Annotated in this window: 17 protein-coding genes and 1 pseudogene; 9 read left to right on the forward strand and 9 right to left on the reverse strand. The window is 71.8% G+C overall.

Annotated features, from left to right (window positions below; translation table 11 throughout):
- From IEZ17_RS42925 to IEZ17_RS27840, 5 genes and pseudogenes are all read right to left on the reverse strand, one after another.
- A pseudogene (locus IEZ17_RS42925) lies at nt 1-377 on the reverse strand (branched-chain amino acid ABC transporter permease); the annotation flags it as partial.
- 5 nt (nt 378-382) lie between these two features.
- Nucleotides 383-1,312: a branched-chain amino acid ABC transporter permease gene (locus tag IEZ17_RS27825; protein WP_189304798.1), complete on the reverse strand. Its 930-nt coding sequence runs from the start codon at nt 1,310-1,312 to the stop codon at nt 383-385.
- Nucleotides 1,313-1,427: 115 nt separating this feature from the next.
- On the reverse strand, nt 1,428-2,648 hold the full coding sequence (locus IEZ17_RS27830) for a branched-chain amino acid ABC transporter substrate-binding protein (RefSeq protein ID WP_189304832.1): 1,221 nt from the start codon (nt 2,646-2,648) through the stop codon (nt 1,428-1,430).
- A 474-nt stretch (nt 2,649-3,122) separates the two neighbouring features.
- A complete protein-coding gene (locus tag IEZ17_RS27835) occupies nt 3,123-3,596 on the reverse strand; it encodes a PaaI family thioesterase (protein WP_189304800.1) in 474 nt (157 codons plus the stop codon).
- A gap of 132 nt (nt 3,597-3,728) precedes the next feature.
- Nucleotides 3,729-6,038, reverse strand: coding sequence for an FdhF/YdeP family oxidoreductase (locus IEZ17_RS27840; RefSeq protein WP_189304802.1), 2,310 nt, complete (start codon nt 6,036-6,038; stop codon nt 3,729-3,731).
- Nucleotides 6,039-6,323: 285 nt separating this feature from the next.
- Here IEZ17_RS27840 and polA point away from each other — a divergent pair, with 285 nt between their 5' ends.
- A complete protein-coding gene (gene polA, locus IEZ17_RS27845; protein ID WP_189304804.1) occupies nt 6,324-9,062 on the forward strand; it encodes a DNA polymerase I in 2,739 nt (912 codons plus the stop codon).
- A 109-nt stretch (nt 9,063-9,171) separates the two neighbouring features.
- On the opposite strand, the gene IEZ17_RS42930 is transcribed toward polA, so the two are convergent.
- Nucleotides 9,172-9,351, reverse strand: a complete 180-nt coding sequence (locus IEZ17_RS42930) for a hypothetical protein (protein ID WP_229852713.1) — start codon at nt 9,349-9,351, stop codon at nt 9,172-9,174.
- Nucleotides 9,352-9,387: 36 nt separating this feature from the next.
- Nucleotides 9,388-10,104 (reverse strand): DUF4184 family protein, encoded by a 717-nt coding sequence (locus IEZ17_RS27850; RefSeq protein ID WP_229852714.1) that lies wholly within the window; start codon nt 10,102-10,104, stop codon nt 9,388-9,390.
- A gap of 218 nt (nt 10,105-10,322) precedes the next feature.
- Between IEZ17_RS27850 and IEZ17_RS27855 the strand changes: the two genes are divergently transcribed.
- The 3 genes from IEZ17_RS27855 to pgfA all read left to right on the forward strand — a co-directional run bounded on the left by IEZ17_RS27855 (nt 10,323) and on the right by pgfA (nt 13,504).
- Nucleotides 10,323-12,158, forward strand: a complete 1,836-nt coding sequence (locus tag IEZ17_RS27855; RefSeq protein ID WP_189304806.1) for a lytic transglycosylase domain-containing protein — start codon at nt 10,323-10,325, stop codon at nt 12,156-12,158.
- A gap of 146 nt (nt 12,159-12,304) precedes the next feature.
- Nucleotides 12,305-12,439: an SPW_0924 family protein gene (locus IEZ17_RS27860; protein ID WP_189304808.1), complete on the forward strand. Its 135-nt coding sequence runs from the start codon at nt 12,305-12,307 to the stop codon at nt 12,437-12,439.
- Nucleotides 12,440-12,502: 63 nt separating this feature from the next.
- Nucleotides 12,503-13,504: a cell envelope lipid trafficking protein PgfA gene (pgfA, locus tag IEZ17_RS27865; RefSeq protein WP_189304834.1), complete on the forward strand. Its 1,002-nt coding sequence runs from the start codon at nt 12,503-12,505 to the stop codon at nt 13,502-13,504.
- Nucleotides 13,505-13,645: 141 nt separating this feature from the next.
- Here the strand turns inward: pgfA and hrpB are convergent, their stop codons facing one another.
- Together hrpB and IEZ17_RS27875 are read right to left on the reverse strand one after the other, a co-directional pair.
- Nucleotides 13,646-16,243, reverse strand: coding sequence for an ATP-dependent helicase HrpB (gene hrpB, locus IEZ17_RS27870; protein WP_189304835.1), 2,598 nt, complete (start codon nt 16,241-16,243; stop codon nt 13,646-13,648).
- 70 nt (nt 16,244-16,313) lie between these two features.
- Nucleotides 16,314-17,135: a class I SAM-dependent methyltransferase gene (locus IEZ17_RS27875; protein WP_189304810.1), complete on the reverse strand. Its 822-nt coding sequence runs from the start codon at nt 17,133-17,135 to the stop codon at nt 16,314-16,316.
- Nucleotides 17,136-17,505: 370 nt separating this feature from the next.
- Between IEZ17_RS27875 and rpsA the strand changes: the two genes are divergently transcribed.
- The 5 genes from rpsA to IEZ17_RS27900 all read left to right on the forward strand — a co-directional run bounded on the left by rpsA (nt 17,506) and on the right by IEZ17_RS27900 (nt 22,930).
- Nucleotides 17,506-19,023 carry a 30S ribosomal protein S1 gene (rpsA, locus tag IEZ17_RS27880; RefSeq protein ID WP_159504393.1) on the forward strand — a complete coding sequence of 506 codons (1,518 nt, stop codon included), beginning with the start codon at nt 17,506-17,508 and terminating at the stop codon, nt 19,021-19,023.
- 1,003 nt (nt 19,024-20,026) lie between these two features.
- A complete protein-coding gene (locus tag IEZ17_RS27885; RefSeq protein WP_189304812.1) occupies nt 20,027-20,977 on the forward strand; it encodes a PAC2 family protein in 951 nt (316 codons plus the stop codon).
- 215 nt (nt 20,978-21,192) lie between these two features.
- Nucleotides 21,193-21,783, forward strand: coding sequence for a dephospho-CoA kinase (coaE, locus tag IEZ17_RS27890; protein ID WP_189304814.1), 591 nt, complete (start codon nt 21,193-21,195; stop codon nt 21,781-21,783).
- Between the two features lie 236 nt (nt 21,784-22,019).
- The gene (locus IEZ17_RS27895; protein WP_189304837.1) at nt 22,020-22,358 is read left to right on the forward strand and encodes a cupin domain-containing protein; all 339 of its coding nucleotides are present in this window, start codon (nt 22,020-22,022) and stop codon (nt 22,356-22,358) included.
- Between the two features lie 173 nt (nt 22,359-22,531).
- Complete coding sequence (locus tag IEZ17_RS27900) at nt 22,532-22,930, forward strand: tetratricopeptide repeat protein (protein ID WP_189304816.1); 399 nt, start codon at nt 22,532-22,534, stop codon at nt 22,928-22,930.
- The last annotated feature ends 146 nt before the right edge of the window (nt 22,931-23,076 follow it).

Genomic DNA, 23,076 nt, shown 5'->3' on the forward strand with positions numbered 1-23,076 from the left:
AGTCCGCCGGGTTCGAGGTTGACGAGGCCGCCGAGGTGGAGGGCGATGGCGCCGAGGGTGAACCACGTTGCGGTGAAGGTGGCGAGGGCGGCGAGGAGGGTGGGGGCGTTGCGGCCGGCGGGGGTGAGCCAGCGCAGTCCGCGGAGGCCGAGTGCGGAGGTGGTGAGGAGGAGGGTGAGGAGGGCGCCGGTGAGGGTGACGAGTTGGAGGCCGGCGGGGGAGCCGTAGTAGGTGAGGTCGCCGGGGAAGTCGCTGCTCCAGGTCCAGGCGAGGGCGGTGGTGGCGGCGGTGGCGAGGGCGCCGGCGGCGGTGGTGATGCGGGCGGTCTTCTCGGGGAGGGGGAGGAGGCCGGTGGTGGTTGCAGGGGTGGTGGTCATCGGTATCACGCCCGATCCGCGACGCGTTCGCCCAGGAGGCCCTGTGGCCTGAGGAGGAGTACGAGGATGAGGAGGACGAAGGCCCAGACGTCCTTCCAGGCTCCGCCGCCGAATTGCTGCATGCCGGGGATGTGTTCGATGTAGGCGGTGGCGAGGGATTCGGCGACGCCGAGGACGAGGCCGCCGAGCATGGCGCCGTAGATGTTGCCGATGCCGCCGAGGACGGCTGCGGTGAAGGCTTTGAGGCCCATGATGAAGCCCATCCGGAACTGGACCTCGCCGGTGCGCAGCCCGTAGGCGACGGCGGCGATGCCGGCGAAGGCGGCGCCGATGGCGAAGGCGAGGACGATGATGCGGTCGGTGTCGATGCCCATGAGCCGGGCGGTGTCGGGGTCCTGGGCGGTGGCCTGCATGGCGCGTCCGCTGCGGGTGCGGGCGACGAAGAGGCCGAGGGCGGTCATGCAGAGGGGGGCGGCGAGGAGGACGAAGAGGTCGCCGCGCTGGACGGTGGCGCCGAGGAGGGTGAGGGCGTGGCCTTTGAACTGGGGGAAGACGCGGGCTTGTTTGCCGTCGGGGTACCACTTCCAGATGGCTTGCTGGAGGGCGATGGACAGGCCGATGGCGGTGATGAGGGGGGCGAGGCGGGGGGCGCCGCGCAGGGGGCGGTAGGCGAAGCGTTCCGCTGCGACGCCGATGAGGACGGAGACGGTGATGCCGCCGAGGAGCATGGCGGGCAGGGCGAGGGCGAGGGTGGTGCCGGTGGGGAGGGCGAGGTAGACGGTGAGTGCGCCGAAGCCGCCGACCATGAAGATCTCGCCGTGGGCGAAGTTGATGAGCTGGACGATGCCGTAGACCATCGTGTAGCCGATCGCGATGAGTCCGTACATCGCGCCGAGGATGAGTCCGTTGGCCAGCTGTTGCGGCAGTTCGGTCACCGCAGGGCCTCCGTCGGGTGGGAAGGTGTGCGTGCCGGGGTGCTGCGGGCCGCGCCGGGGTGTGGGTGCGGGGGCCTGGCGCGGCCCGGGGTGCGGGCGGGGTGGTGCCGGCCGGTCAGCTCTTGTCGAACTTCTTGAATTCGGCGCTGAAGCGGGAGGTCCAGGCGCCCTTGTCGACCTGGTAGGCGGTGATCATGGTGTTGGTGGTGTCGCCGTATTTGTCGAAGGCGACGTGGCCGGTGACGCCGTCGAAGGTGACGTGGTTCATGGCGTCGGCGACTTTTTTGCGGGCGTCGTCGGGGAGTTTGCCGCTGTTGCCGGTGACGACGTTCTTGACGGCCTGGATGAGTGCCCAGGTGGCGTCGTAGGTGGAGCCGCCGTATGCCTCGTACGGCTCTTTGAAGCCGGCTGCTTTGTAGTCGGCGATGAACTTCTTTGCGGAGGGGAGTTGTTCGACGGGTTTGCCGACGGAGGATGCGTAGTCGCCCTGAGCTTTTTTGTTGAGTTTGATGTAGTCGGCGCTGTACATGCCGTCGCCGCCCATGAAGGGGACGGTGACGCCGCCGTCCTTGAGTTGCTGGCTGAGGGGGCCGGAGGCGGGGTATTCGCCGCCGTAGAAGACGAGGTCGGGGGCGGCGGCCTTGACCTTGGCGACGACGGCTTTGAAGTCGCGGTCGTCGGGGCTGATGTGTTCGGTGCCGGCGACGGTGCCGCCGAGTTTGCCGAACTGGTCCTTGAAGGAGGAGGCGAGGCCGACGCCGTAGGTCTTCTGGTCGTCGATGACGTATGCCTTTTTTGCCTTCACTTTTTCCCAGGCGTACTGGCCGTCGAAGGCGCCTTGTACTTCGTCGGTGGTGGCGGTGCGGAAGTAGGTGGGGAACTGGCGGACGCGGTTGTTCTTCTTCCAGTCCTTGCCCTGGGTGAGGTCGGGTGTGGTGTTGGCCGGGGATATGAGGGTGAGGTTGTTCTGCTGGGAGACCTGCTGCATGGACTGGGCGACGCCGGAGTTGAGCGGGCCGACGATGCCGAGGACTTTTTTGTCGGCGGCGAGTTTGGTGGCGTTCTGCTGGCCGACGTTGGGCAGGGCCTTGTCGTCGAGGGCTTCGAGTGTGAAGGTGACGCCCTTGACCTCGCCGGTTTTGTTGGCGGTGTCGACGGCGAGTTGGGCGGAGTTGCGGATGCCCAGTCCGAGGGCGGAGAGTTCGCCGGTGGTGGGGGCGTCGAGGCCGATGACCACGGTGGTTTTGCCGCCGTCGCCGCTCTTGTTGTCGCCGCGGGATCCGCAGGCGGTGAGGGTGAGGGCGCCGGTGGTGAGTGCGGTGGTGATGAGGAGCAAGGAACGGTGACGCACGATCAGTCCTTTCCCTGGCCGCGGCCACGGCTGTCGCCTGGCCGAATCGCGCGCCGGGCCCGTGAGGGCGGTGGGGGCGTCCGTGCTTGCAGCGCGCCCGGCGGCGCGGTGACTGGCGGTGAACTCTAGAGCGGTGTCCGGTGGGCCGGTACTGGCGCCGTCGAGGATGTGACGCTCTTGTTATGACCTTCGATGAGCGTTTTGCGGTTATGGTCCTTACCGCGGCGTGCTCGCTGTGCGGAGGACGAACTCGCACTTCCATGGGGAAATCTGGTCCACCGGGCCGGTATTGCGTCCGGTATGCGGAGGGTGCGGCCGGGCGCGGGTGGCCCGCGGAGCCGCCGCAGGGCGCGCATGTCACGCAGCGTCAGCAGAATGCGGACGGCCCCGCCCCGGAGAGCCGGGTTGCGGGGCCGTACCGGCGGGTGCCGTGCCTGCCGTGGTGGCGTGATCGCGGTGTCAGGAGCGGTAGGCGTCCTGGTCGACGTCGCGCAGCAGACAGGTCAGCCGGGCGGTGCACACCCGCTTGCCCTGCTCGTCGGTGATGACGATTTCGTAGGTGGCGGTGGACCGGCCGCGGTGCACGGGGGTGGCGACGCCGGTGACCAGTCCGGAGCGGACGCCGCGGTGGTGGGTGCAGTTGAGGTCGACGCCGACCGCGGCCTTGGTGGGGCCGCCGTGCAGCATGGACCCGACGGAGCCGAGCGTTTCGGCCAGTACGGCGGAGGCGCCGCCGTGCAGCAGCCCGTAGGGCTGGGTGTTGCCCTCGACGGGCATGGTGCCGACGACCCGGTCCGGGGCGGCCTCGGTGACCCGTACGCTCATCCGCTCACCGAGGTGCCCGGCGGAGAACAGCGACGGCAGGTCGACGCCGACGTCGGACCACTGGTCGAGGATCTCCTGCGGGAACTCGGTCGTGCTCTGCTCACCCATGGACTGCTCCGTTTCGCTCGCCCTTGAACGCGCCCTTGGTCGTCGCGATCCGCGCCTGTTCCTATCAGGCCGCGGAGCCCGCGATCGGCGCGGGGTTGCCGTTCCCGGCCTGCCGGGACGGTGTGCGGCACCTCAGCCGCGCTGTGCCGGCTCCAGCCGCACCACCACGGACTTGGCGGCCGGGGTGTTGCTGATGTCGGCGGTGTGGTCCAGCGGGACCAGGACATTGGTCTCGGGGTAGTACGCGGCGGCGCAGCCGCGGGCGGTGGGGTAGTGCACCACCCGGAAGCCGGGGGCGCGCCGCTCGCTGCCGTCGGTCCACTCGCTGACCAGATCCGCGTACGCGCCGTCCGCGAAGCCCAGCCGGCGGGCGTCGTCGGGGTTCACCAGCACCACGCGGCGGCCGTTCCTGATGCCGCGGTAGCGGTCGTCGAGGCCGTAGATGGTGGTGTTGTACTGGTCGTGGGAGCGCAGTGTCTGGAGCAGCAGCCGCCCTTCGGGGGCGGTGGGGTACTCCACGGGGGCGGCGGTGAAGTTGGCCTTGCCGGTTGCGGTGGGGAAGCTGCGGCTGTCCCGGGGGGCGTGCGGCAGGGCGAAGCCCCCGGGGCGGGCGACCCTGGCGTTGAAGTCCTCGAAGCCCGGCACCACACGGGAGATCCGGTCGCGGATCACCGCGTAGTCCTTCTCGAACTCCTCCCAGGGGGTGCGGCTTTGCGGTCCGAGGACGCGCCGCGCGAGGCGGGCGACGATCGCGGGCTCGGACAGCAGGTGCGCGCCGGCGGGCTCCAGCCGGCCGCGCGAGGCGTGCACCATGCCCATGGAGTCCTCGACGGTCACGAACTGCTCGCCGCTGCTCTGGAGGTCGCGTTCGGTACGGCCCAGGGTCGGCAGGATCAGGGCGTGGGCGCCGGTGATCGTGTGCGAGCGGTTGAGTTTGGTGGAGACGTGCACGGTGAGGCGGGCGCGGCGCATCGCGGCCTCGGTGACCTCGGTGTCGGGCGTGGCGGAGACGAAGTTGCCGCCCATCGCGAAGAAGACCTTCGCCTGCCCGTCGCGCAGTGCGCGGATGGCGCGGACCACGTCGAGGCCGTGTTCCCGGGGCGGCGCGAAGCCGAACTCCTTCTCCAGGGCGTCGAGGAAGGCCGGCGCGGGCCGCTCGAAGATGCCCATGGTGCGGTCGCCCTGGACGTTGCTGTGGCCGCGTACGGGGCAGACGCCGGCGCCGGGGCGGCCGATGTTGCCGCGCAGCAGCAGGAAGTTGACGACTTCCCGGATGGTGGGGACGGAGTGCTTGTGCTGGGTCAGGCCCATCGCCCAGCACACGATCGTGCGCCGCGACGCGAGGACCATGGCGAGCGCGCGCTCGATCTCCTCACGCGTCAGTCCGGTGGCGCGCAGGGTTTCCGCCCAGTCGTCGTCGGCACGCGCCAGTGCCGCGAACTCCTCGAACCCGTGGGTGTGTTCGCGGATGAACTCCTCGTCGATGGCGCCCGAGCCCGCGCCGGAGGCGCTCGACGAAGCTTCCAGGACGAGGCGGTTGAGGGCGCGGAAGAGGGCCTGGTCGCCGCCGAGGCGCACCTGGAGGAAGAGGTCGGTCAGGGCGGTGCCGCCGCCGGCCAGGCCGCGCGGGGTCTGCGGGTTCTTGAAGCGCTCCAGGCCGGCCTCGGGCAGCGGATTGATCGAGATGATCTTCGTGCCGCCGGCCTTCGCCTTCTCCAGGGCCGGCAGCATCCGGGGGTGGTTGGTGCCCGGGTTCTGGCCGGCGACGATGATCAGGTCGGCCTTGTAGAGGTCCTCCAGCAGCACGCTGCCCTTGCCGATGCCGATGGTCTCGGTGAGTGCGGAGCCCGAGGACTCGTGGCACATGTTGGAGCAGTCGGGGAGGTTGTTGGTGCCGAACTCGCGGGCGAAGAGCTGGTAGAGGAACGCGGCCTCGTTGCTCGTACGGCCGGAGGTGTAGAAGACGGCCTCGTCGGGGGAGCCGAGGGCGGTCAGCTCGTCGCCGATGATGTCGAAGGCCCGCTCCCAGGAGACCGGTGCGTAGTGGTCGGCGCCCTCGGCGAGGTACATGGGGTGGGTCAGCCGGCCCTGCTGGCCGAGCCAGTAGCCGCTGCGGGAGGCGAGGTCCGCCACGGGGTGGGCGGCGAAGAAGTCCGGGGTGACCCGGCGGAGGGTGGCCTCTTCGGCGACGGCCTTGGCGCCGTTCTCGCAGAACTCGGCGGTGTGCCGCTTGTCGCCCTCGGGCCAGGCGCAGCCGGGGCAGTCGAACCCGGTCTTCTGGTTGACCCGCAGCAGGGTGAGGGCGGTGCGGCGGACGCCCATCTGCTGCTGGGTGGCGCGCAGGGTGTGCGCGAGGGCCGGCAGGCCGGCGGCGGAGTGCTGGGGTTCGCTGACCGTCGGCGCGTCCTGGACGGGGTCCGACGCGGGCGGCTTGCCTGCCATGGCGCTCTCCCTTGAGCCGTGTGCCGTGCCCGGCCACCGGATCGCGGTGGATCCCGGCGGATCGTTGCCGTACACATCTGATCCGTGAGCCTCAGATCCTGTCATGGACGGGAGTGGGGGAGTAAGAGGGATCTCGGCGGGCGGCCGGGCTGCGGCTCCGGCCGCCCGGAAGGCCGCGGCGGCGGGTCCCGGCGCGGCCCGCGGCCTACCGGACGGCCCGCGGGCGCCACCCGCCGCCGGCCGTCGCGGCGGGGATTGTCGGTGGGGCGTGGCAGGATCGGGGGCGTGGCAGCAAAGGCAGCGAAGAAGAGCGAAGCGACCGGCACCGAGGCGGCGGCGGGCGGCCGTCCGCGCCTGCTCCTGATGGACGGGCATTCCATGGCATACCGGGCGTTTTTCGCCCTGCCCGTGGAGAATTTCACGACCGCGACGGGGCAACCGACCAATGCGATCTACGGCTTCGCGTCGATGCTCGCGAACACCTTGCGCGACGAGGCGCCCACGCACTTCGCGGTGGCGTTCGACGTCTCCCGCAAGACCTGGCGGTCCGAGGAGTTCCCCGAGTACAAGGCGAACCGCTCCAAGACCCCCGACGAGTTCAAGGGGCAGGTCGAGCTGATCGGCGAACTCCTCGACGCCATGCACGTCCAGCGCTTCGCGGTGGAGGGGTTCGAGGCCGACGACGTCATCGCCACCCTGACCACCCAGGCCACGGCCCAGGGCTTCGAGGTCGCGATCGTCACCGGCGACCGCGACTCCTTCCAGCTGGTCTCCGACGACGTCACGGTCCTCTACCCCACCAAGGGCGTCTCCGAGCTGACCCGCTTCACCCCGGAGAAGGTCGCCGAGAAGTACGGCCTGACCCCCGCCCAGTACCCGGACTTCGCTGCCCTGCGCGGCGACCCGTCCGACAACCTCCCCGGCATCCCCGGCGTCGGCGAGAAGACCGCCACCAAGTGGATCAACCAGTTCGGTTCGTTCGCGGAGCTGGTGGAGCGCGCCGACGAGGTCAAGGGCAAGGCGGGACAGAACCTCCGCGACCACCTGGAGTCGGTGAAGCTCAACCGCCGGCTGACCGAGATGGTGCGCGACGTCGAGCTGCCCTGCGGCCCCGCCGACCTCACCCGCCAGGCGTACGACCGCGAGGCCCTGAAGGTCTTCCTCAACGCCCTGGAGATCCGCAACCAGGGGCTGCGCGACCGGCTGCACGCCGTGGACCCGGGCGCCGAGGAGACCGCCGAAGAGGCCGCGCCGGCCGCCGGCGTCGCGGTGGACGGCACCGTCCTCGGCACCGGCGAGCTCGCCCCGTGGCTGGCCGAGCACGGCACCGGCCCGCTGGGCGTGGCCACGGTGGACGTCTGGACGCTGGGCAGCGGCAGCGTCGCCGAGGTGGCGCTGGCCGCCGCCGACGGCCCCGCCGCCTGGTTCGACCCGGCCCAGCTGGACGAGGCCGACGAGCGGGCCTTCGCTGCCTGGAGCGCGGACGCCGCCCGCCCCAAGGTGATGCACAACGCCAAGGGCCTGATGCGGGTCTTCGGCGAGCACGGCTGGCGCATCGACGGCGTCACCATGGACACCGCACTCGCCGCCTATCTGGTCAAGCCCGGCCGCCGCTCCTTCGCGCTGGACGCGCTCTCCCTCGAATACCTGGGGCGCGACCTCGCCCCCGCCGCGGCCGGCGACGGCCAGCTGGCGTTCGGCGCCGACGAGGAGGCCGAGGCCGAGGCCCTGATGGGGCAGGCCCGCACCGTCCTCGACCTGGGGACGGCGTTCGGGACGAAGCTCGCGGAGGTCGGCGCCACCGAGCTGCTGCGCGATGTGGAGCTGCCGACCAGCGAGCTGCTGGCCCGTATGGAGCGGGCCGGAATCGCCGCCGACCGCGGCTGGCTGGAGCGGATGGAGCAGCAGTTCGCCGGCGCCGTGCAGCAGGCCGTGAAGGAGGCGCACGCCGTCGCGGGCCACGAGTTCAACCTCGGCTCGCCCAAGCAGCTCCAGGAGGTCCTCTTCGGCGAGCTGGGCCTGCCCAAGACCAAGAAGACCAAGACCGGCTACACCACCGACGCGGACGCGCTGGCCTGGCTGGCGTCGCAGACCGACAACGAACTCCCGGTGATCATGCTCCGCCACCGGGAGCAGGCCAAGCTCCGCACGACCGTCGAGGGCCTGATCAAGACCATCGCCGCGGACGGCCGGATCCACACCACCTTCAACCAGACCGTGGCGGCCACCGGCCGGCTGTCCTCCACCGACCCGAATCTCCAGAACATCCCGGTGCGGACGGACGAGGGCCGGGCGATCCGCCGCGGCTTCGTCGTCGGCGAGGGCTTCGAATCGCTGCTGACGGCCGACTACAGCCAGATCGAACTGCGGGTGATGGCCCACCTCTCCGAGGACGAGGGCCTGATCGAGGCGTTCACCTCCGGCGAGGACCTGCACACCACCGTCGCCTCCCATGTCTTCTCGGTCGCCAAGGACCAGGTCGACCCGGAGATGCGCCGCAAGATCAAGGCGATGTCGTACGGCCTGGCCTACGGCCTGTCGGCGTTCGGCCTCTCCCAGCAGCTGGGCATCCAGCCCGACGAGGCCCGCAAGCTGATGGACAACTTCTTCGAGCGGTTCGGCGGCGTCCGCGACTACCTCCAGCGCGTCGTCGAGGAGGCCCGCGCCACCGGCTACACGGAGACGATGCTCGGCCGCCGCCGCTATCTCCCCGACCTCAACAGCGACAACCGCCAGCGTCGCGAAATGGCCGAGCGGATGGCGCTGAACGCCCCGATCCAGGGCACCGCCGCCGACATCGTCAAGATCGCGATGCTGCGGGTCGACGCGGCCCTGCGCGCCGCGAAGCTGACCTCGCGGATGCTGCTCCAGGTCCACGACGAAATCGTGGTCGAGGTGGCCCCCGGCGAGCGCAAGAAGGTCGAGGAGCTGGTCCGCCGCGAGATGGCCGACGCGGTCGAGCTGAGCGCCCCGCTGGATGTCTCGGTCGGCTCCGGCAAGGACTGGGAGTCCGCGGCGCACTAGGGTCCGACCCATCGGGCAGACCCTGGCGGTCCCGCCCCGAGGCGCAACAGGACGGCGCGGCCCGTGCGGTGAGCACGGGCCGCGCCGCGCATGTGGACGGATCCGGAGGTCAGGCCGCCGGCTCCGGGCCCGCTCCCGCCGGCTGCCCCGGCGCGCCCTCGTCCGCCGCCCGGCCCCGGTGGACGCGCCGCTGGAGGAGCCGTACGGCCACCGCGTACCCCAGCAGCCCCGCCATCAGCCCCGCACCCGCGCCGAAGAGCAGGTCCGGGACGTAGTCGAACCAGCCCACCGTCGCGCCGTGGACGGCATACGCCCGTGCGGTGCGTTAGGCGCCGCCGAGCAGGGTGCACAGCACGACCGGCGCGGTCAGCAACAGCCGCAGCCGCAGCGCCAGTTCGGGCACCCTGGGCGGAGTGGGCACGGCGGCCCCGGCCGCCCCGGCGGCAAAGGCCCGTCCGCCGCCGGCCGTACCGCCCCTCCTGCCGCGGAGCACCGCCCACAGGAACCCTCCGATCCCCGCCAGCGCCAGCGCCGACGTCCCGTACTGGAGATACATGGCGATCGCCCGGCCGCCCACCACGGTGTTCAGGGCGGGCACCAGCCGGGTGCCCCAGCGGCCGGGGTGGGTGAAGGCGTCCCAGACGACATGCGTGGTGGATCCCAGTACGGACGACAGAAGGAACCAGCCGGCCCGTGCGGCGAGTTCGCGGGTCCCGCGCGGAGTCCGGGGACGGCCGCGGGCGAAGGCGTGCAGCCGTTCCCGCCGGGACCGCGGCAGCAGGGCCAGCAGCGGTTCCCGCAGCAGCAGCCAGCCGCCGACCAGCGCCGCGGTGATCAGGACATCCACGGTCAGCACGCCGGGCAGGGAGTGGGTGACCGTGCCGAACTCCATGCCGCCCGGAACGACGGTGTCCGTGTAGAACGTCAGGTCCGGCGCGAAGGAGCCCGCGACCAGTGCGGAGGCGAGCAACGGGCCGCGGGCCGTGCCGGTTTGCCGGATGAACGGGAGAACAGCGGCGGCATGACTGAGCGTGAACGGCATGTACGTCTCCTCGATCGATTCGGAACATTATGTGGCCGATGTGAGTGGTATATGTGGCCGAGCGGAGCGGTGGCTGTGCGGCCCGAGTTGTCGTAGTGTCACCGGAGTTGGGCGCCGGGGGCGCAGTGACGGCGTCCTGCACGCGAGCGACGCACACCCGGCAGTCAGGCACCGCGACAGGTAGGCGCGCGGCAGGTCAACGCGGAGGGACAGCACTGATGGCAGCCACATTCCGGCGGCGGCTCCAAAGGGGAGCGGCCTCGACGGCCGTGGCGGCGCTGGCGCTGGCCGCCCTGACCGCCTCCCAGACACCGGGCGCCGCCGCACGCGCCGCCCACCGAGAACAAGCCACCCCCGGGCCGCCCGCGGACACCCCCGTCGACGGCGGCTCGCCGTACTACACCGACCTGCCGCCCCTCAACAGCCCCGTACCGCCCAAGAGTTCCGGCCACCCTGGTGACGGCAAGGCCGTCACCGGCCCCTCCCAGGCGGGCATCCCGGCCACCGTCCTCGCCGCCTACAAGAGGGCCGAAGCGCGCGTCCGCGCCTCCGACCCGGGCTGCCGGCTGCACTGGCAACTGCTCGCCGCGATCGGCGAGGTGGAATCCGGCCAGGCCCGCGGCGGAGCGGTCGACGCCCAGGGCACCACCCTCCAGCCCATCCTCGGCCCGGTGCTCGACGGCCACGGCTTCGCGCTGATACCCGACACCGACGGCGGTCGCTACGACGGCGACACCCTCCACGACCGCGCCGTCGGCCCGATGCAGTTCATCCCGTCCACCTGGTCCAAGGGCGGCCCCGACGGCACCGGTTGGGGCGCCGACGGCAACGGCGACGGCATCAAGGACCCCAACAACATCTTCGACGCCGCGCTCGCCGCCGGCCACTACCTCTGCGCCGGTGGCCGCGACCTGACCGTACCGGCCGACCTGGACCGGGCCGTCCTCGGCTACAACGACTCCACCGACTACCTCCGCACGGTGCTGTCCTGGTACGCGTTCTACCGCAAGGGGACGCACGAGGTCCCGGACGGCAAGGGCACGCTCCCCATACGGCGCGGCGGAGCCGAACGGCACAGGCAGGGCAGCGGCGCGACGCACCAGGACCGCGGTCCCGGTGCCACGCAGGGCCGGCCCCCGGCCCCCGGAGGAGACACCTCCGGCACCCGCACCCCGGCCGGCCCCGGCGGCTCCACCGGCCCGTCCCACGGCGGCGGCACCCCGGCCCCCACCCCGAAGCCCACTCCCACCCCGAAGCCCGCCCCCACGCCGACGCCCACCCCGAAGCCCCCGGCCGACCCCGCCCCGCTCACCGCCCTCGAACGAGTCGGCGGCAAGGACGGGCCGGACGGCAGCGACGGCAAGGAGCTCACGGCCACCGTGGGCGGCTCCTTCGCCACCTCCCCGCAGGTCCGCGCCGTGGACGCGGCGGGCAAGCCGGTCGCCGGCGCCCCCGTCCGCTTCACCCTCAGCGGCGACACCGGCGCCCGCTTCCCCGGCAACGCGACCGCCGCCACCGTCACCACCGGCAAGGACGGCCTGGCCACCGCCCCCCGGCTGCGCGCGGGCGACAAGGCCGGCGCGTTCACCGTCCGCGCCACCGCCGTCGGCCGCAGCGCGCCCGCCGTCGACTTCGCCGCCACCGTCACGGCCGAGCCGGCACCGAAGGCCGACACGCTCGCCCGCACCTCCGCCAAGAAGCTCCGGACCACCGCCGGCACGCCGTACGCGGACGACGCCGTCGCGATCAGGGCGACCTACCAGGGCAAGCCCGCGGCCGGGGTCGTCGTCACCGCGACCATGGTCACCGGCGACCCGAAGAAGCCGGTGCAGAACGACAAGGGCCCGTACTTCAAGGACCCCAAGGCCACCGGCGCCGACAAGGACAAGCCGGTCCGCACCCTGACCACCCTCACCACGGACGCCAACGGCCTGCTCACCCTCCCGAAGATCTACACCGACGCCCACCCCGGCACGTTCCAGCTGCGGCTGACCACCGCCGACGGCGCCGTCCTCACCGTCGAACTCACCGTCACCGCACCGGCCGGCGCCTGACCGCACCCGGCCCCGGACCCACCGCACCGCCGTCCCGCCCCGCCCCGGGGCAGGGCGGCGGTGCAACGTGTTCTCATCTCCGCCCGCCGTTGCTACGGTGCCCCCGCCCTGACGCTGCATCAGCTCAGTTCTCCGGGAGGACCGCCATGCGCGCCCTGACAGCAGCCGCGGTCGGACTGGCCGCGGCACTCGCCCTCGTCCTCACCGCCACCGCCCTCGGCGCCCCCCAAGGCCGCACCTCCCCCAAGCCGTTGCTGACCACCGTCCCCAAGCACCCCTGAGGGAGGGACGCCACCGCCATGCCCCGAACCCCGCCCACCCAGCGCCCCGCACCGCCCAAAGGGATGCGCCGCCCGGCGAGCCTGGCGCTGCTCGCCTGCGCCGTCTTCTTCACCGCCCTGTCCCCACTGATGCGGTGGTACGCCTTCCCCCGCCTGGCCAAGATCCCGCCGGGCCAGTACCAGGACATGGTCCTGGAGGCCACCCCCGCCACCCTCATCGACTACGGCACCATGAAGGCCGAACAGGTCCCCAAGGTCACCATCGTCCAGACCCTCAAGGGCAACGTCGCCGAAGCCCGGCGGATCGAGCAGACCGCCGGCCGCGACGTCGTCGTCTGGGACACCCTCTCCTACGTGGCCGGCCCCGACGGCAAGATGGTCTCCGAGATCCCCGAGCGCTACATCTTCGACGCCCACTCCCAGGAACCCGTCCACGCCACCGGCGAGATGGTCGACGGCGACCCCGTACGCCGCGCCGGCATCGAGTACAAATGGCCGTTCCTCACCGAGAAGCGCGACTACACCTACTTCGACGCCCAGACCCGCACCTCCGCCCCCATCCACTACAAGGGCACCCGCACCTTCCACGGCCTGGAGGTCTACTACTTCGAGCAGACCATCCCCTGGACCAAGGTCCCGCTCCCCAAGAAGATGCCCGTCAAGGGCATCACCCCCCAGGCCGTCGAGAAGACGGGAACCACCCGCTGGTACACCACCACGCGGATGTTCTGGGTCGACCCGGTCACCGGCGCCCCCGTCAACGGCGAGGAAATCCACAAGGAAGAGCTCCGCGGCGGCCAACTGCTGCCCGGCGGCGGCACCGTGACCGCCTTCGCCGGCCATGTCAGAATGCGCGACGACTACGTCAAGTCCACCGTCGCCCTGGTCTCCTCCCAGCGCACCCTCGTCCTGCTGCTCACCAGCTACCTCCCCTGGGGCTTCCTGACCCTCGGCGCCGCCCTGCTCGCCCTCAGCCTGCTCCTCGAAGCCCGCGGCCGGCGCCCGCGAAAGGCGCCGGAATCGGAAACGGTGCAGGCCGAGGGCGTTGTCAGTGGCGGAACGTAACGTGGAGACATGACACCGACACGCTACGCGACCATCCATCAGGCGCACCGCCCGCACCGGCAACGCACCGCCCGGAGCGCGCAGTTGACCCACCCTGCCGGCCGCGCCCGCGGCGCTACCGCCAGCGCGCCGGACGGGCCCTCACCCCCGCCGCAGCCGCGCCGTCGTATGCCGGGTCGGCTCCGCCGTCGAAGGGTCCTCCGGCCAGGGATGCCTGGGGTAGCGCCCCCGCAACTCCGCACGCACCGACCGGTAGCCGTCCCGCCAGAAAGACGCCAGATCCGCCGTCACCGCCGCCGGCCGCCCCGCCGGAGACAGCAGATGCACCAGCACGGGCACCCGCCCGCCCGCCACCCGCGGCGACTCCCGCAGCCCGAACAACTCCTGCAACTTGACGGCCAGTACAGGCTGCTCACCCCCGTAATCCACCCGCACCCGCGAACCGCTCGGCACCTCCAGGCGCTCCGGCGCCAGCTCCTCGAACCGCACCGCCTCACCCGTCGCCCACGGCAGCAGCCGCACCAGTGCCCGCCCCGCGTCAACACGCTCCAGATCGGCCCGCCGCCGCGCCCGCCCGAGCTCCGGCCCCAGCCAGTCCTCGACCCGCTCCAGCAGCGCCGCATCCGACACATCCGGCCACGGAGCCCCCAACTCCCGGTGCAGAAAAGCCATCCGCTCCCGCACCCCCGCCGCGGCGGCCGTCCACCGCAGCAGACCGAGCCCCTCCCGCCGCAGGCCGTCGACGACCGCATCCCGCAGCAGCCCCGGATCCGGCGTACCCAGCGGCCGGGCCGCCAGCTCGATCGCGCCCAGCCGGGTCACCTGCCGCGCCACGACATCCCCGTCCGCCCAGTGCACCTCCTCGCCCGCAGAATGCAGCGCCCCGGCCGCGGCGCGGGCGGTCTCCTCGTCGATCACCGCCGCGAGCCGGATGCGTGCGGACGCCGCCGCCACCGGCCGGTCCGCCACCGCCACCGCCAGCCACCGCGCATCCCGCAACCGCGACCCGCCACCGGCCCCCACCGGCTCCGCCCCCGTCCCGGACGCCATCAGATAACCCCCCACCCCACGCGCCCGCGCCACCCGCTCCGGAAACGCCAACGCCGCAACGAGCCCCGCAACGGCATCATCCGAACCCGCCCTGGACCCGGACCCGGCCCCGGCGCCCGGCAGCGGATCCCCGGCCCCGGCCCCCGGCTCCCCGACGGCCGACGCCAGCCGCCGCGCCTCCTGCCGCCACCGCGCCGCGTACGCATCGCCACCCCGGCGGGCCGTCCGCCACGCCGCCGCCAGATCGTCCCCGTAGGACCGCGGCGGCTCCTCGCTCAGCAGCGCCACGACCTCCGCCGCCCGCCGCACCCCGACCTCCCGCGCACCGTCCAGCAGCGCGCGGGCCAGCCGCGGATGCACTCCGAGCCGCGCCATCCGCACGCCCCGCTCCGTCGCCCGCCCGGCCCCGTCCACCGCACCGATCGCCACCAGCACCTCCCGGGCCGCCGCCAGCGCCCCGCCCGGCGGCGTATCGAGCAGCGCCAGCCCGTCCGCCGACGGATCGCCCCAGCACGCCGCCTGAAGCGCGAACGCCGTCAGATCGGCCACCTTGATCTCCGGATCCGGGAACCGCGGCAGCCGCCCGTCCTCCCCCTCCGACCAGCACCGGTAGACCGCCCCCGGCGCCTCCCGCCCGGCCCGGCCCGCCCGCTGCCGGGCCGCCGCCCGCGAGGCCCGCACGGTCGCCAGCGCGCCGAGCCCCCGCGCATGATCCTGCCGCGGCACCCGCGCCAGCCCGCTGTCCACCACCACCCGCACCCCCGGCACCGTCAGACTCGACTCCGCCACAGAGGTCGCCAGCACCACCCGCCGCACACCGCCCCCGCCGGCCAGCACCGCGTCCTGTACCTCCGCCGGCGCCCGCCCGTGCACCTGCAACACCTCCGCGTCCACGTCGGCCAGCTGCCCCGCGACGCGCCCGATCTCGCCGACCCCCGGAAGGAAACACAGCACATCACCGGACCGCTCGCGCAACGCCCGCCGCACCACCCCCGCGACATGCGCCAGCAGCGCCGGATCCACCCGCATCCCGTGCGCCGGCGCGACCGGCCGCTCCGGAGGCGCCCACAGCACCTCCACCGGATGCGACACCCCCGCCGCCTCCACCACCGGAACCGGCCCCCCGGCACCGCCCAGCAGCCGCGCCCACCCCTCCGCGTCCGTCGTCGCCGACGCCGCCACGAGCCGCAGCTCCGGCCGCAGCGTCTCCCGCACATCCAGCAGGAACGCCGCACAGGTATCCGCGTCCAGATGCCGCTCATGGCACTCGTCCAGCACCACCACATCCACCCCGGCCAGCTCCGGATCCCGCTGCAACCGCTGCAACAGCACCCCGGTGGTCACCACCTCCACCGCCGTACGAGCCCCCGCCCGCCGCTCCCCGCGCACCGTGAAGCCCACCGAGCCGCCGACCTGCTCGCCCAGCAGCCAGGCCATCCGCCGCGCCGCGGCACGCGCCGCGATCCGCCGCGGCTCGGCCACCACCACCCGCCGCCGCGGCCCGTCGCCCGTCAGCCCCGCGAGCTCCAGCGGCACCAAGGTCGTCTTGCCGGTGCCCGGCGGAGCACACAGCACCGCCGCACCGGCCCCGTCGAGGGCAGCACGCAGCGCGGGCAGCGCACTGCGCACGGGCAACTGGGCAAGGGCGGCGGCACCGGAGGTACCCCCGGCATCAGGGTGGGGGAGCATCACGGCCCCAGTCTGCCGCCCCGAAGCCCGGCACCCGCCCGCCGCCCCGGCCACCCCCGGCCCGGAGCCGCTACGCCGCCGCCGTGCACACGAAGATCGCCGTCCCCGGGATCAGATGCCCGCGCAGCGGCGACCAGCCGCCCCACTCCTGGGTGTTCCAGTCGGGCCACTCCGGTTCCACGACGTCCTCCAGCCGGAAACCGGCCGCCACTACATCCCGCACCCGGTCACCCAGCGTCCGGTGATGCTCCACGTACACCGCCCGCCCGACCTCGTCCTGCTCGACGTAGGGAGTCCGGTCGAAGTACGACGCCGCCACGGACAGCCCCTCCGGCCCCGGCTCGTCGGGAAACGCCCAGCGGATCGGATGCGTCACCGAGAAGACGAACCGGCCGCCCGGCCGCAGCACCCGCCGCACCTCCCGCAGCACCCGCACCGGATCCGCGACGAACGGCAGTGCCCCGTAGGCGGAAGCGGCCAGATCGAAACAGCCGTCGCGGAACGGCAGCGCCCCCGCGTCCGCCTCCACCAGCGCGACGGCGTCCCCCGCCGCCCCGTCCGCGATCCGCAGCGCGTGCTGCAACTGCCGGTGCGAGAGATCAAGCGCCACGGGCAGCGCCCCCTGCGCCGCCAGCCAGCGGGAACACTGCGCCGCCCCCGCCCCGATCTCCAGTACGCGCCGCCCCTTGAGCTCCGCGGCCGGCCCCAGCAGCGCCGCGTCCGCCTCGTCCAGTCCCTCCGGCCCCCACACGAACCGGTCGTCCCCTAGGAACGCGCCGTGTTCGCTCTGGTACTCGTCCGCGTTGCGGTCCCACCAGCCCCGGCTGGCCCGGCTGCTCTCGGCGTCCGAGGCGTCACGGCGGGTCGCCTCCGGCTCGTGCTCTTGGTTCATCGCGCCCGTCGTCGTAGTCTTCGCTGTGCTTGTCGCAGCGGGGGCCGCGAGATCGTACGACCTCGCGGAACATCGCGTGTGCCGGTTATGGGGCGATCTGCCCCGGGTATGCGCCTTCGCGCATTGACCGTCTCCGGCTGCCCCCGTATGCTACAAGTTGCGCTGCGGGCCTGCGCGCCTCAGACGGAGCAGGCCGCGCTCGCATCTGTATGAATGTCCCCTCGGTTTTCGAGGCGTTTCGGTTCGCTCCGGCTTTGCGGGGCTTCCGGAGGGTGCGCCTCTGACGCTGTCCGGCTTATGCAGAGGCGATACCGGCTCTCGGCGTAGCAGTACCTACGACTTCAATGTCCGTACCGGAGCCCTTTCCCACATGACGAGCAGCACCGAGACCACCGCCACCACCCCGCAGGTTGCGGTCAACGACATCGGTAACGAGGAAGCCTTCCTCGCCGCGATCGACGAGACGATCAAGTACTTCAACGACGGCGACATCGTCGACGGCGTCATCGTGAAGGTCGACCGGGACGAGGTCCTGCTCGACATCGGTTACAAGACCGAAGGCGTCATCCCGAGCCGTGAGCTCTCGATCAAGCACGACGTCGACCCCAACGAGGTCGTCGCCGTCGGTGACGAGATCGAAGCCCTTGTTCTCCAGAAGGAGGACAAGGAAGGCCGCCTGATCCTCTCGAAGAAGCGCGCCCAGTACGAGCGTGCCTGGGGCACCATCGAGAAGATCAAGGAAGAGGACGGCATCGTCACCGGTACCGTCATCGAGGTCGTCAAGGGTGGTCTCATCCTCGACATCGGCCTCCGTGGCTTCCTCCCGGCCTCCCTGGTCGAGATGCGCCGCGTCCGCGACCTCCAGCCCTACGTGGGCAAGGAGCTCGAGGCCAAGATCATCGAGCTGGACAAGAACCGCAACAACGTGGTCCTGTCCCGCCGCGCCTGGCTGGAGCAGACCCAGAGCGAGGTCCGTCAGACCTTCCTCACCACCCTCCAGAAGGGTCAGGTGCGCTCCGGCGTCGTCTCCTCCATCGTCAACTTCGGTGCCTTCGTGGACCTGGGTGGCGTGGACGGCCTGGTGCACGTCTCCGAGCTGTCCTGGAAGCACATCGACCACCCCTCCGAGGTCGTCGAGGTCGGCCAGGAGGTCACCGTCGAGGTCCTCGACGTCGACATGGACCGCGAGCGCGTCTCCCTGTCGCTCAAGGCCACCCAGGAAGACCCGTGGCAGCAGTTCGCCCGGACCCACCAGATCGGTCAGGTCGTCCCGGGTAAGGTCACCAAGCTCGTTCCGTTCGGTGCGTTCGTCCGCGTCGACGAGGGCATCGAGGGCCTGGTCCACATCTCCGAGCTGGCCGAGCGCCACGTGGAGATCCCGGAGCAGGTCGTCCAGGTCAACGACGAGATCTTCGTCAAGGTCATCGACATCGACCTGGAGCGCCGCCGCATCAGCCTCTCGCTGAAGCAGGCCAACGAGTCCTTCGGCGCCGACCCGTCGGCGGTCGAGTTCGACCCGACCCTGTACGGCATGGCCGCGTCCTACGACGACCAGGGCAACTACATCTACCCCGAGGGCTTCGACCCGGAGACCAACGACTGGCTGGAGGGCTACGAGGCCCAGCGCGAGGCGTGGGAGCAGCAGTACGCCGAGGCGCAGCAGCGCTTCGAGCAGCACCAGGCCCAGGTCATCAAGTCCCGCGAGGCCGACGAGCAGGCCGCGGCCGAGGGTGCTGCGGCTCCCGCGGCGGCCGGTGGCGGCCAGGCCGGCGGCGGCAACGTCTCCGGTGGCTCGTACTCCTCGGAGTCGGCGGACAACTCCGGCGCCCTGGCGTCGGACGAGGCCCTCGCCGCGCTCCGCGAGAAGCTGGCCGGCGGCCAGAGCTGACGCTCTGCCCCGCTGAGCACTAGCTAGCTGATGGGCGAAGGCCCGCTCCCTCCGGGGAGCGGGCCTTCGTCGCATCCGGCGCAGCGGGGGCGTTCTTCCGGCCGACCGGAACCGCCCGGACTGGCGACTCCGTGGCCACCCGTACCGGTGTCGTCGCCGGCGATGGCCACCAGGTAGCCGCCCGCGCTCTGGTCGGCGATGGCGAAGCCAGTAGCGGCCCGGCCCGCCGGCACCGCACGGAACCAGGCATGGTGCCGCAGAAGACCGCACCGCAGCCCCACCCCGGTTGCTGCGCATGGGCCGATCCGACAGCCGCTGTACGTGCGCCGTGTGCACCCCGTGCGCCTGTTGTGCTCGGGTCCACCTTGTTGCTCTTGTGCCGCAGCTGCTCCGCCCGTGCCGCCGACACAGACCCCCCGCCCATCCCGCGACCGTCCTCGCCCGTATCGCGGACGGCGGAGTTGCGGACGCCGCCCTGCTGGGAATTCGGCGAGTCACCACCGGCAACGGAGGCCGTGACGGTGAGGACGGTGCCCGCTGCCAGGAACGCGGCGGCGTAGGCCGTGACGGAGGCGGTGACGCGGCGGCGGAGGCACCGGTGGAGACGGGGGCACCGGTGGAGACGGGGTGAGCGGGCCGGTGCGCGTTCAGTCCCTGTTCCCCGTATGCACGTTGGGCGGGAGCGTGAATCACGAGGGCCGCGGCGAAGTGAGAGGTACGGACCAATGGCGTCAAGGTCGGGGTGATGGGGTTCGAGGAGTTGTGGCGGCAACTCGCCGCACTTCATGGGTAGTTGAGGACGTTCGATGATGTGGCCGGGGAGGTCGGGGAAGAGGGCGTGAGGCGGTTCGGGAGGTGTGCGGGGCTTTGGGCGGGCACGCGGCGCGCACGTGCGGGCGTGGGAGCGTACATCTTCGGACAAGCCGCGCTTGCGCGACGGGTCCGGGAATGCCGGGCCGGCCCCGGGCGTTCTTGCTCACGGACACGAGGAGGAGCGGTCACTGTGTTGGATCCCCAGGGGTTGTACGAATGGGAGCCGAGCGGGCTCGCGGCGGTCGAGGCGATAACCGCCAGGGACTCCGCCGGTCTCGTGCTGCTGTACCACTTCGACGGCTACATCGACGCCGGCGAAACCGGCGACCAGATCGTGGACCGGCTGCTGAACGGCCTGTCCCACCGGGTCGTCGCCCGTTTCGACCACGACCGGCTGATCGACTACCGCGCCCGGCGCCCACTGCTCACCTTCGAGAGCCACCGCTGGACCGCATACGAGACCCCCGGCATCGAGCTGCGGCTGGTCGAGGACGCGACCGGCGCCCCCTTCCTGCTGCTGTCCGGGCTCGAACCGGACGTGGAATGGGAGCGCTTCGCGGCGGCCGTCCGGCAGATAGTGGAGCGGCTCGGCGTTCGGCTTTCGGTCAACTTCCACGGCATCCCGATGGGCGTCCCGCACACCCGCCCCGTGGGCCTCACCCCGCATGGCAACCGCACGGACCTGATGCCGGGGCACGGCAGCTTCTTCGACGAGGCGCAGGTGCCCGGCAGTGCCGAAGCGCTGATCGAGTTCCGGCTCGCCGAGGCGGGACACGACGTACTGGGCGTGGCGGCACATGTGCCGCACTACATCGCCCGGTCCGCGTATCCGGACGCCGCGCTCACGGCCCTCGAAGCAGTGACGGCCGCGACGGGTCTGGTGCTGCCGAACGCGGCGCATGCGCTGCGCACGGAGGCGCTGCGGACACAGGAGGAGATCGAACGGCAGATCTCCGAGGGCGACGAGGAACTGGTCGCCCTGGTGAGCGGCCTGGAGCACCAGTACGACGCGGTGGCAGGCGCGGAAACCCGGGGCAATCTCGTCGCCGAGCCGGTGGAGCTGCCCACGGCCGACGAGATCGGCCGGGAATTCGAACGCTTCCTGGCGGAGCGCGAATCCGACGGGGGCGGCGGAATCTGAGACCGGTGGACCGTCGTGCGCCGCCGACTTCGCGGCTCTGCCGCGCCGTCCCATCGGTGTCATCGGTTTCTGTCGGTGTCATCAGTTCATGGCCGTGAGCCGGCCGGTGCCCGAGTTTCATCAGCCGGCTTCCGGGACGTCAGCCCGCTCAGCAGGCCCCACGCGGAGCCCTGCCCCAGCGCCGCGCGGCCCCGCGGGCCGTATAGCGTGGGGCCATGGTGAAGGTGGGGCTGACCGGCGGGATCGGTTCGGGCAAGAGTGAGGTTTCGCGGCTGCTGGCGTCGTACGGCGCGGTGATCGTGGACGCGGACAAGATCGCACGCGAGGTCGTCGAGCCGGGTACGCCCGGACTCGCGGCGGTCGTCGAGGAGTTCGGGAGCGACGTACTCGCCCCGGACGGAACCCTGGACCGGCCGAAGCTGGGCGCGATCGTGTTCTCCGACCCGGAGAAACTGAAGGTGCTGAACGCAATCGTGCACCCGCTGGTGGGTGCACGATCCGCCGAGCTCGAAGCATCGGCCGGACCGGACGCGGTGGTGATCCACGACGTGCCGCTGCTGACCGAGAACGGCCTGGCGCCGCTCTACGACAAGGTCGTCGTCATCGACGCAGCGCCGCAGACCCAGCTGGACCGACTGCTGCGACTGCGCGGCATGTCGGAAGACGAGGCGAAGTCGCGGATGGCGGCGCAGGCCACCCGTGAACAGCGACTGGCGATCGCGGACCTCGTGATCGACAACGACGGTCCGCTGGAAGCCCTGGAACCCCAGGTCCGCGAGGTGTGGGAGCGCCTAAGGGACGCCTGAGGCCGGGCGATAGCCTCACCGCCATGACAACTGCCGATCTTGATTCCACGACCGCCGACACCGAACCCGGCTCCACCGGCGACGGCACCGGAAGGGCCCCGGTCGGAGACGCGTCTCCCGCGCCGTCCACATCCTCCGAATCCGTTGCGTCCCGTGAACCCGTGGCATCTTTCACATCCGATGCGCCGTCCGCGTCTCCCGAGCATCCGGCGTCTTCTGCATCTCCCGCGTCGTTCGTGGTCAACGTCCCGGGCATTGCGGACGCCGATCTGGAGCCTGAGCCCCTCGACCCCGAACAGGTCGTCTCCGGCGAGCCGATGGTGACGGGCAAGGTGCTGTGGGAGTCCCCGGACGGCCGCCAGATCCGGGGAATCTGGCAGATCACACCGGGTGTGGTCACCGACACCGAGGCGAATGAGCTGTTCGTGGTCGTCAGCGGCCGAGCCACGATCGAGGTCGAAGGCGGCCAGGTCCTCGAAGTGGGACCGGGCGACGCCTGCATCCTGCGCGAGGGCGACCGCACGCAGTGGACTGTGCACGAGACGTTGCGCAAGGCGTACCACATCAGCCTCTGACGGCGAGTGCATCGACGTCGGCGTGAGGGGCTGACGTCGGTGCGGGCGCGCGGGGATAGGACCGCCTCTGCCGGGGAATGCGGCGACAGACGTGATTGTTGTGCCGCACGTACCGCCGTACGGTGCATGGCCGCCTACGGCCGTGCCCCGACGACAACGGAGAGGAGAAGGCCGTGCCCGAGCGCAGTCCCGAGACGCACGTCATCGACTACCGCGCCGCGGAGCAACTGCTCGCAGCCCGAGACCCGCGCGGTGCGATCCGGCTGCTGGATTCGGTCATCACCGCACATCCAGAGAACACCGCAGCCCGCTTGCTGCGCGCTCGCGCTTTCTTTCTCTCCGCCCAACTACGGCCCGCAGAGCTGGAATTCCAGATCGTTCTGGAACGCGAGCCGGACAACGCCTTCGCGCACTTCGCCCTCGGCCGCACGCTGGAACGCGCCAGCCGCCCCGAGGAAGCGCTTCGCCACTTCCGCCTCGCAGCGGCTTTGGAGCCCCGCCCCGAATTCATTGAAGCCGCCCGCTTCGCCGCCAATGGGGAGAATGGCGAAAATGGTGGAAATGGTGGGTAGTTGGGTGGGGTGAGGGGTGAGGGGTGAGGGGTGAGGGGTGAGAGGTGAGGGGTGATGGAGGCGGGAGTGGGTGGCTGTTGCTGTCGGTTAGGAGCCCTTCCGTGTGTCTCCCCCCCCGGGGGGCCCACCCCCCACCCCCCCCCACC

The organism is Streptomyces albospinus (assembly GCF_014648695.1).
GTDB classification, from domain to species: domain Bacteria; phylum Actinomycetota; class Actinomycetes; order Streptomycetales; family Streptomycetaceae; genus Streptomyces; species Streptomyces albospinus.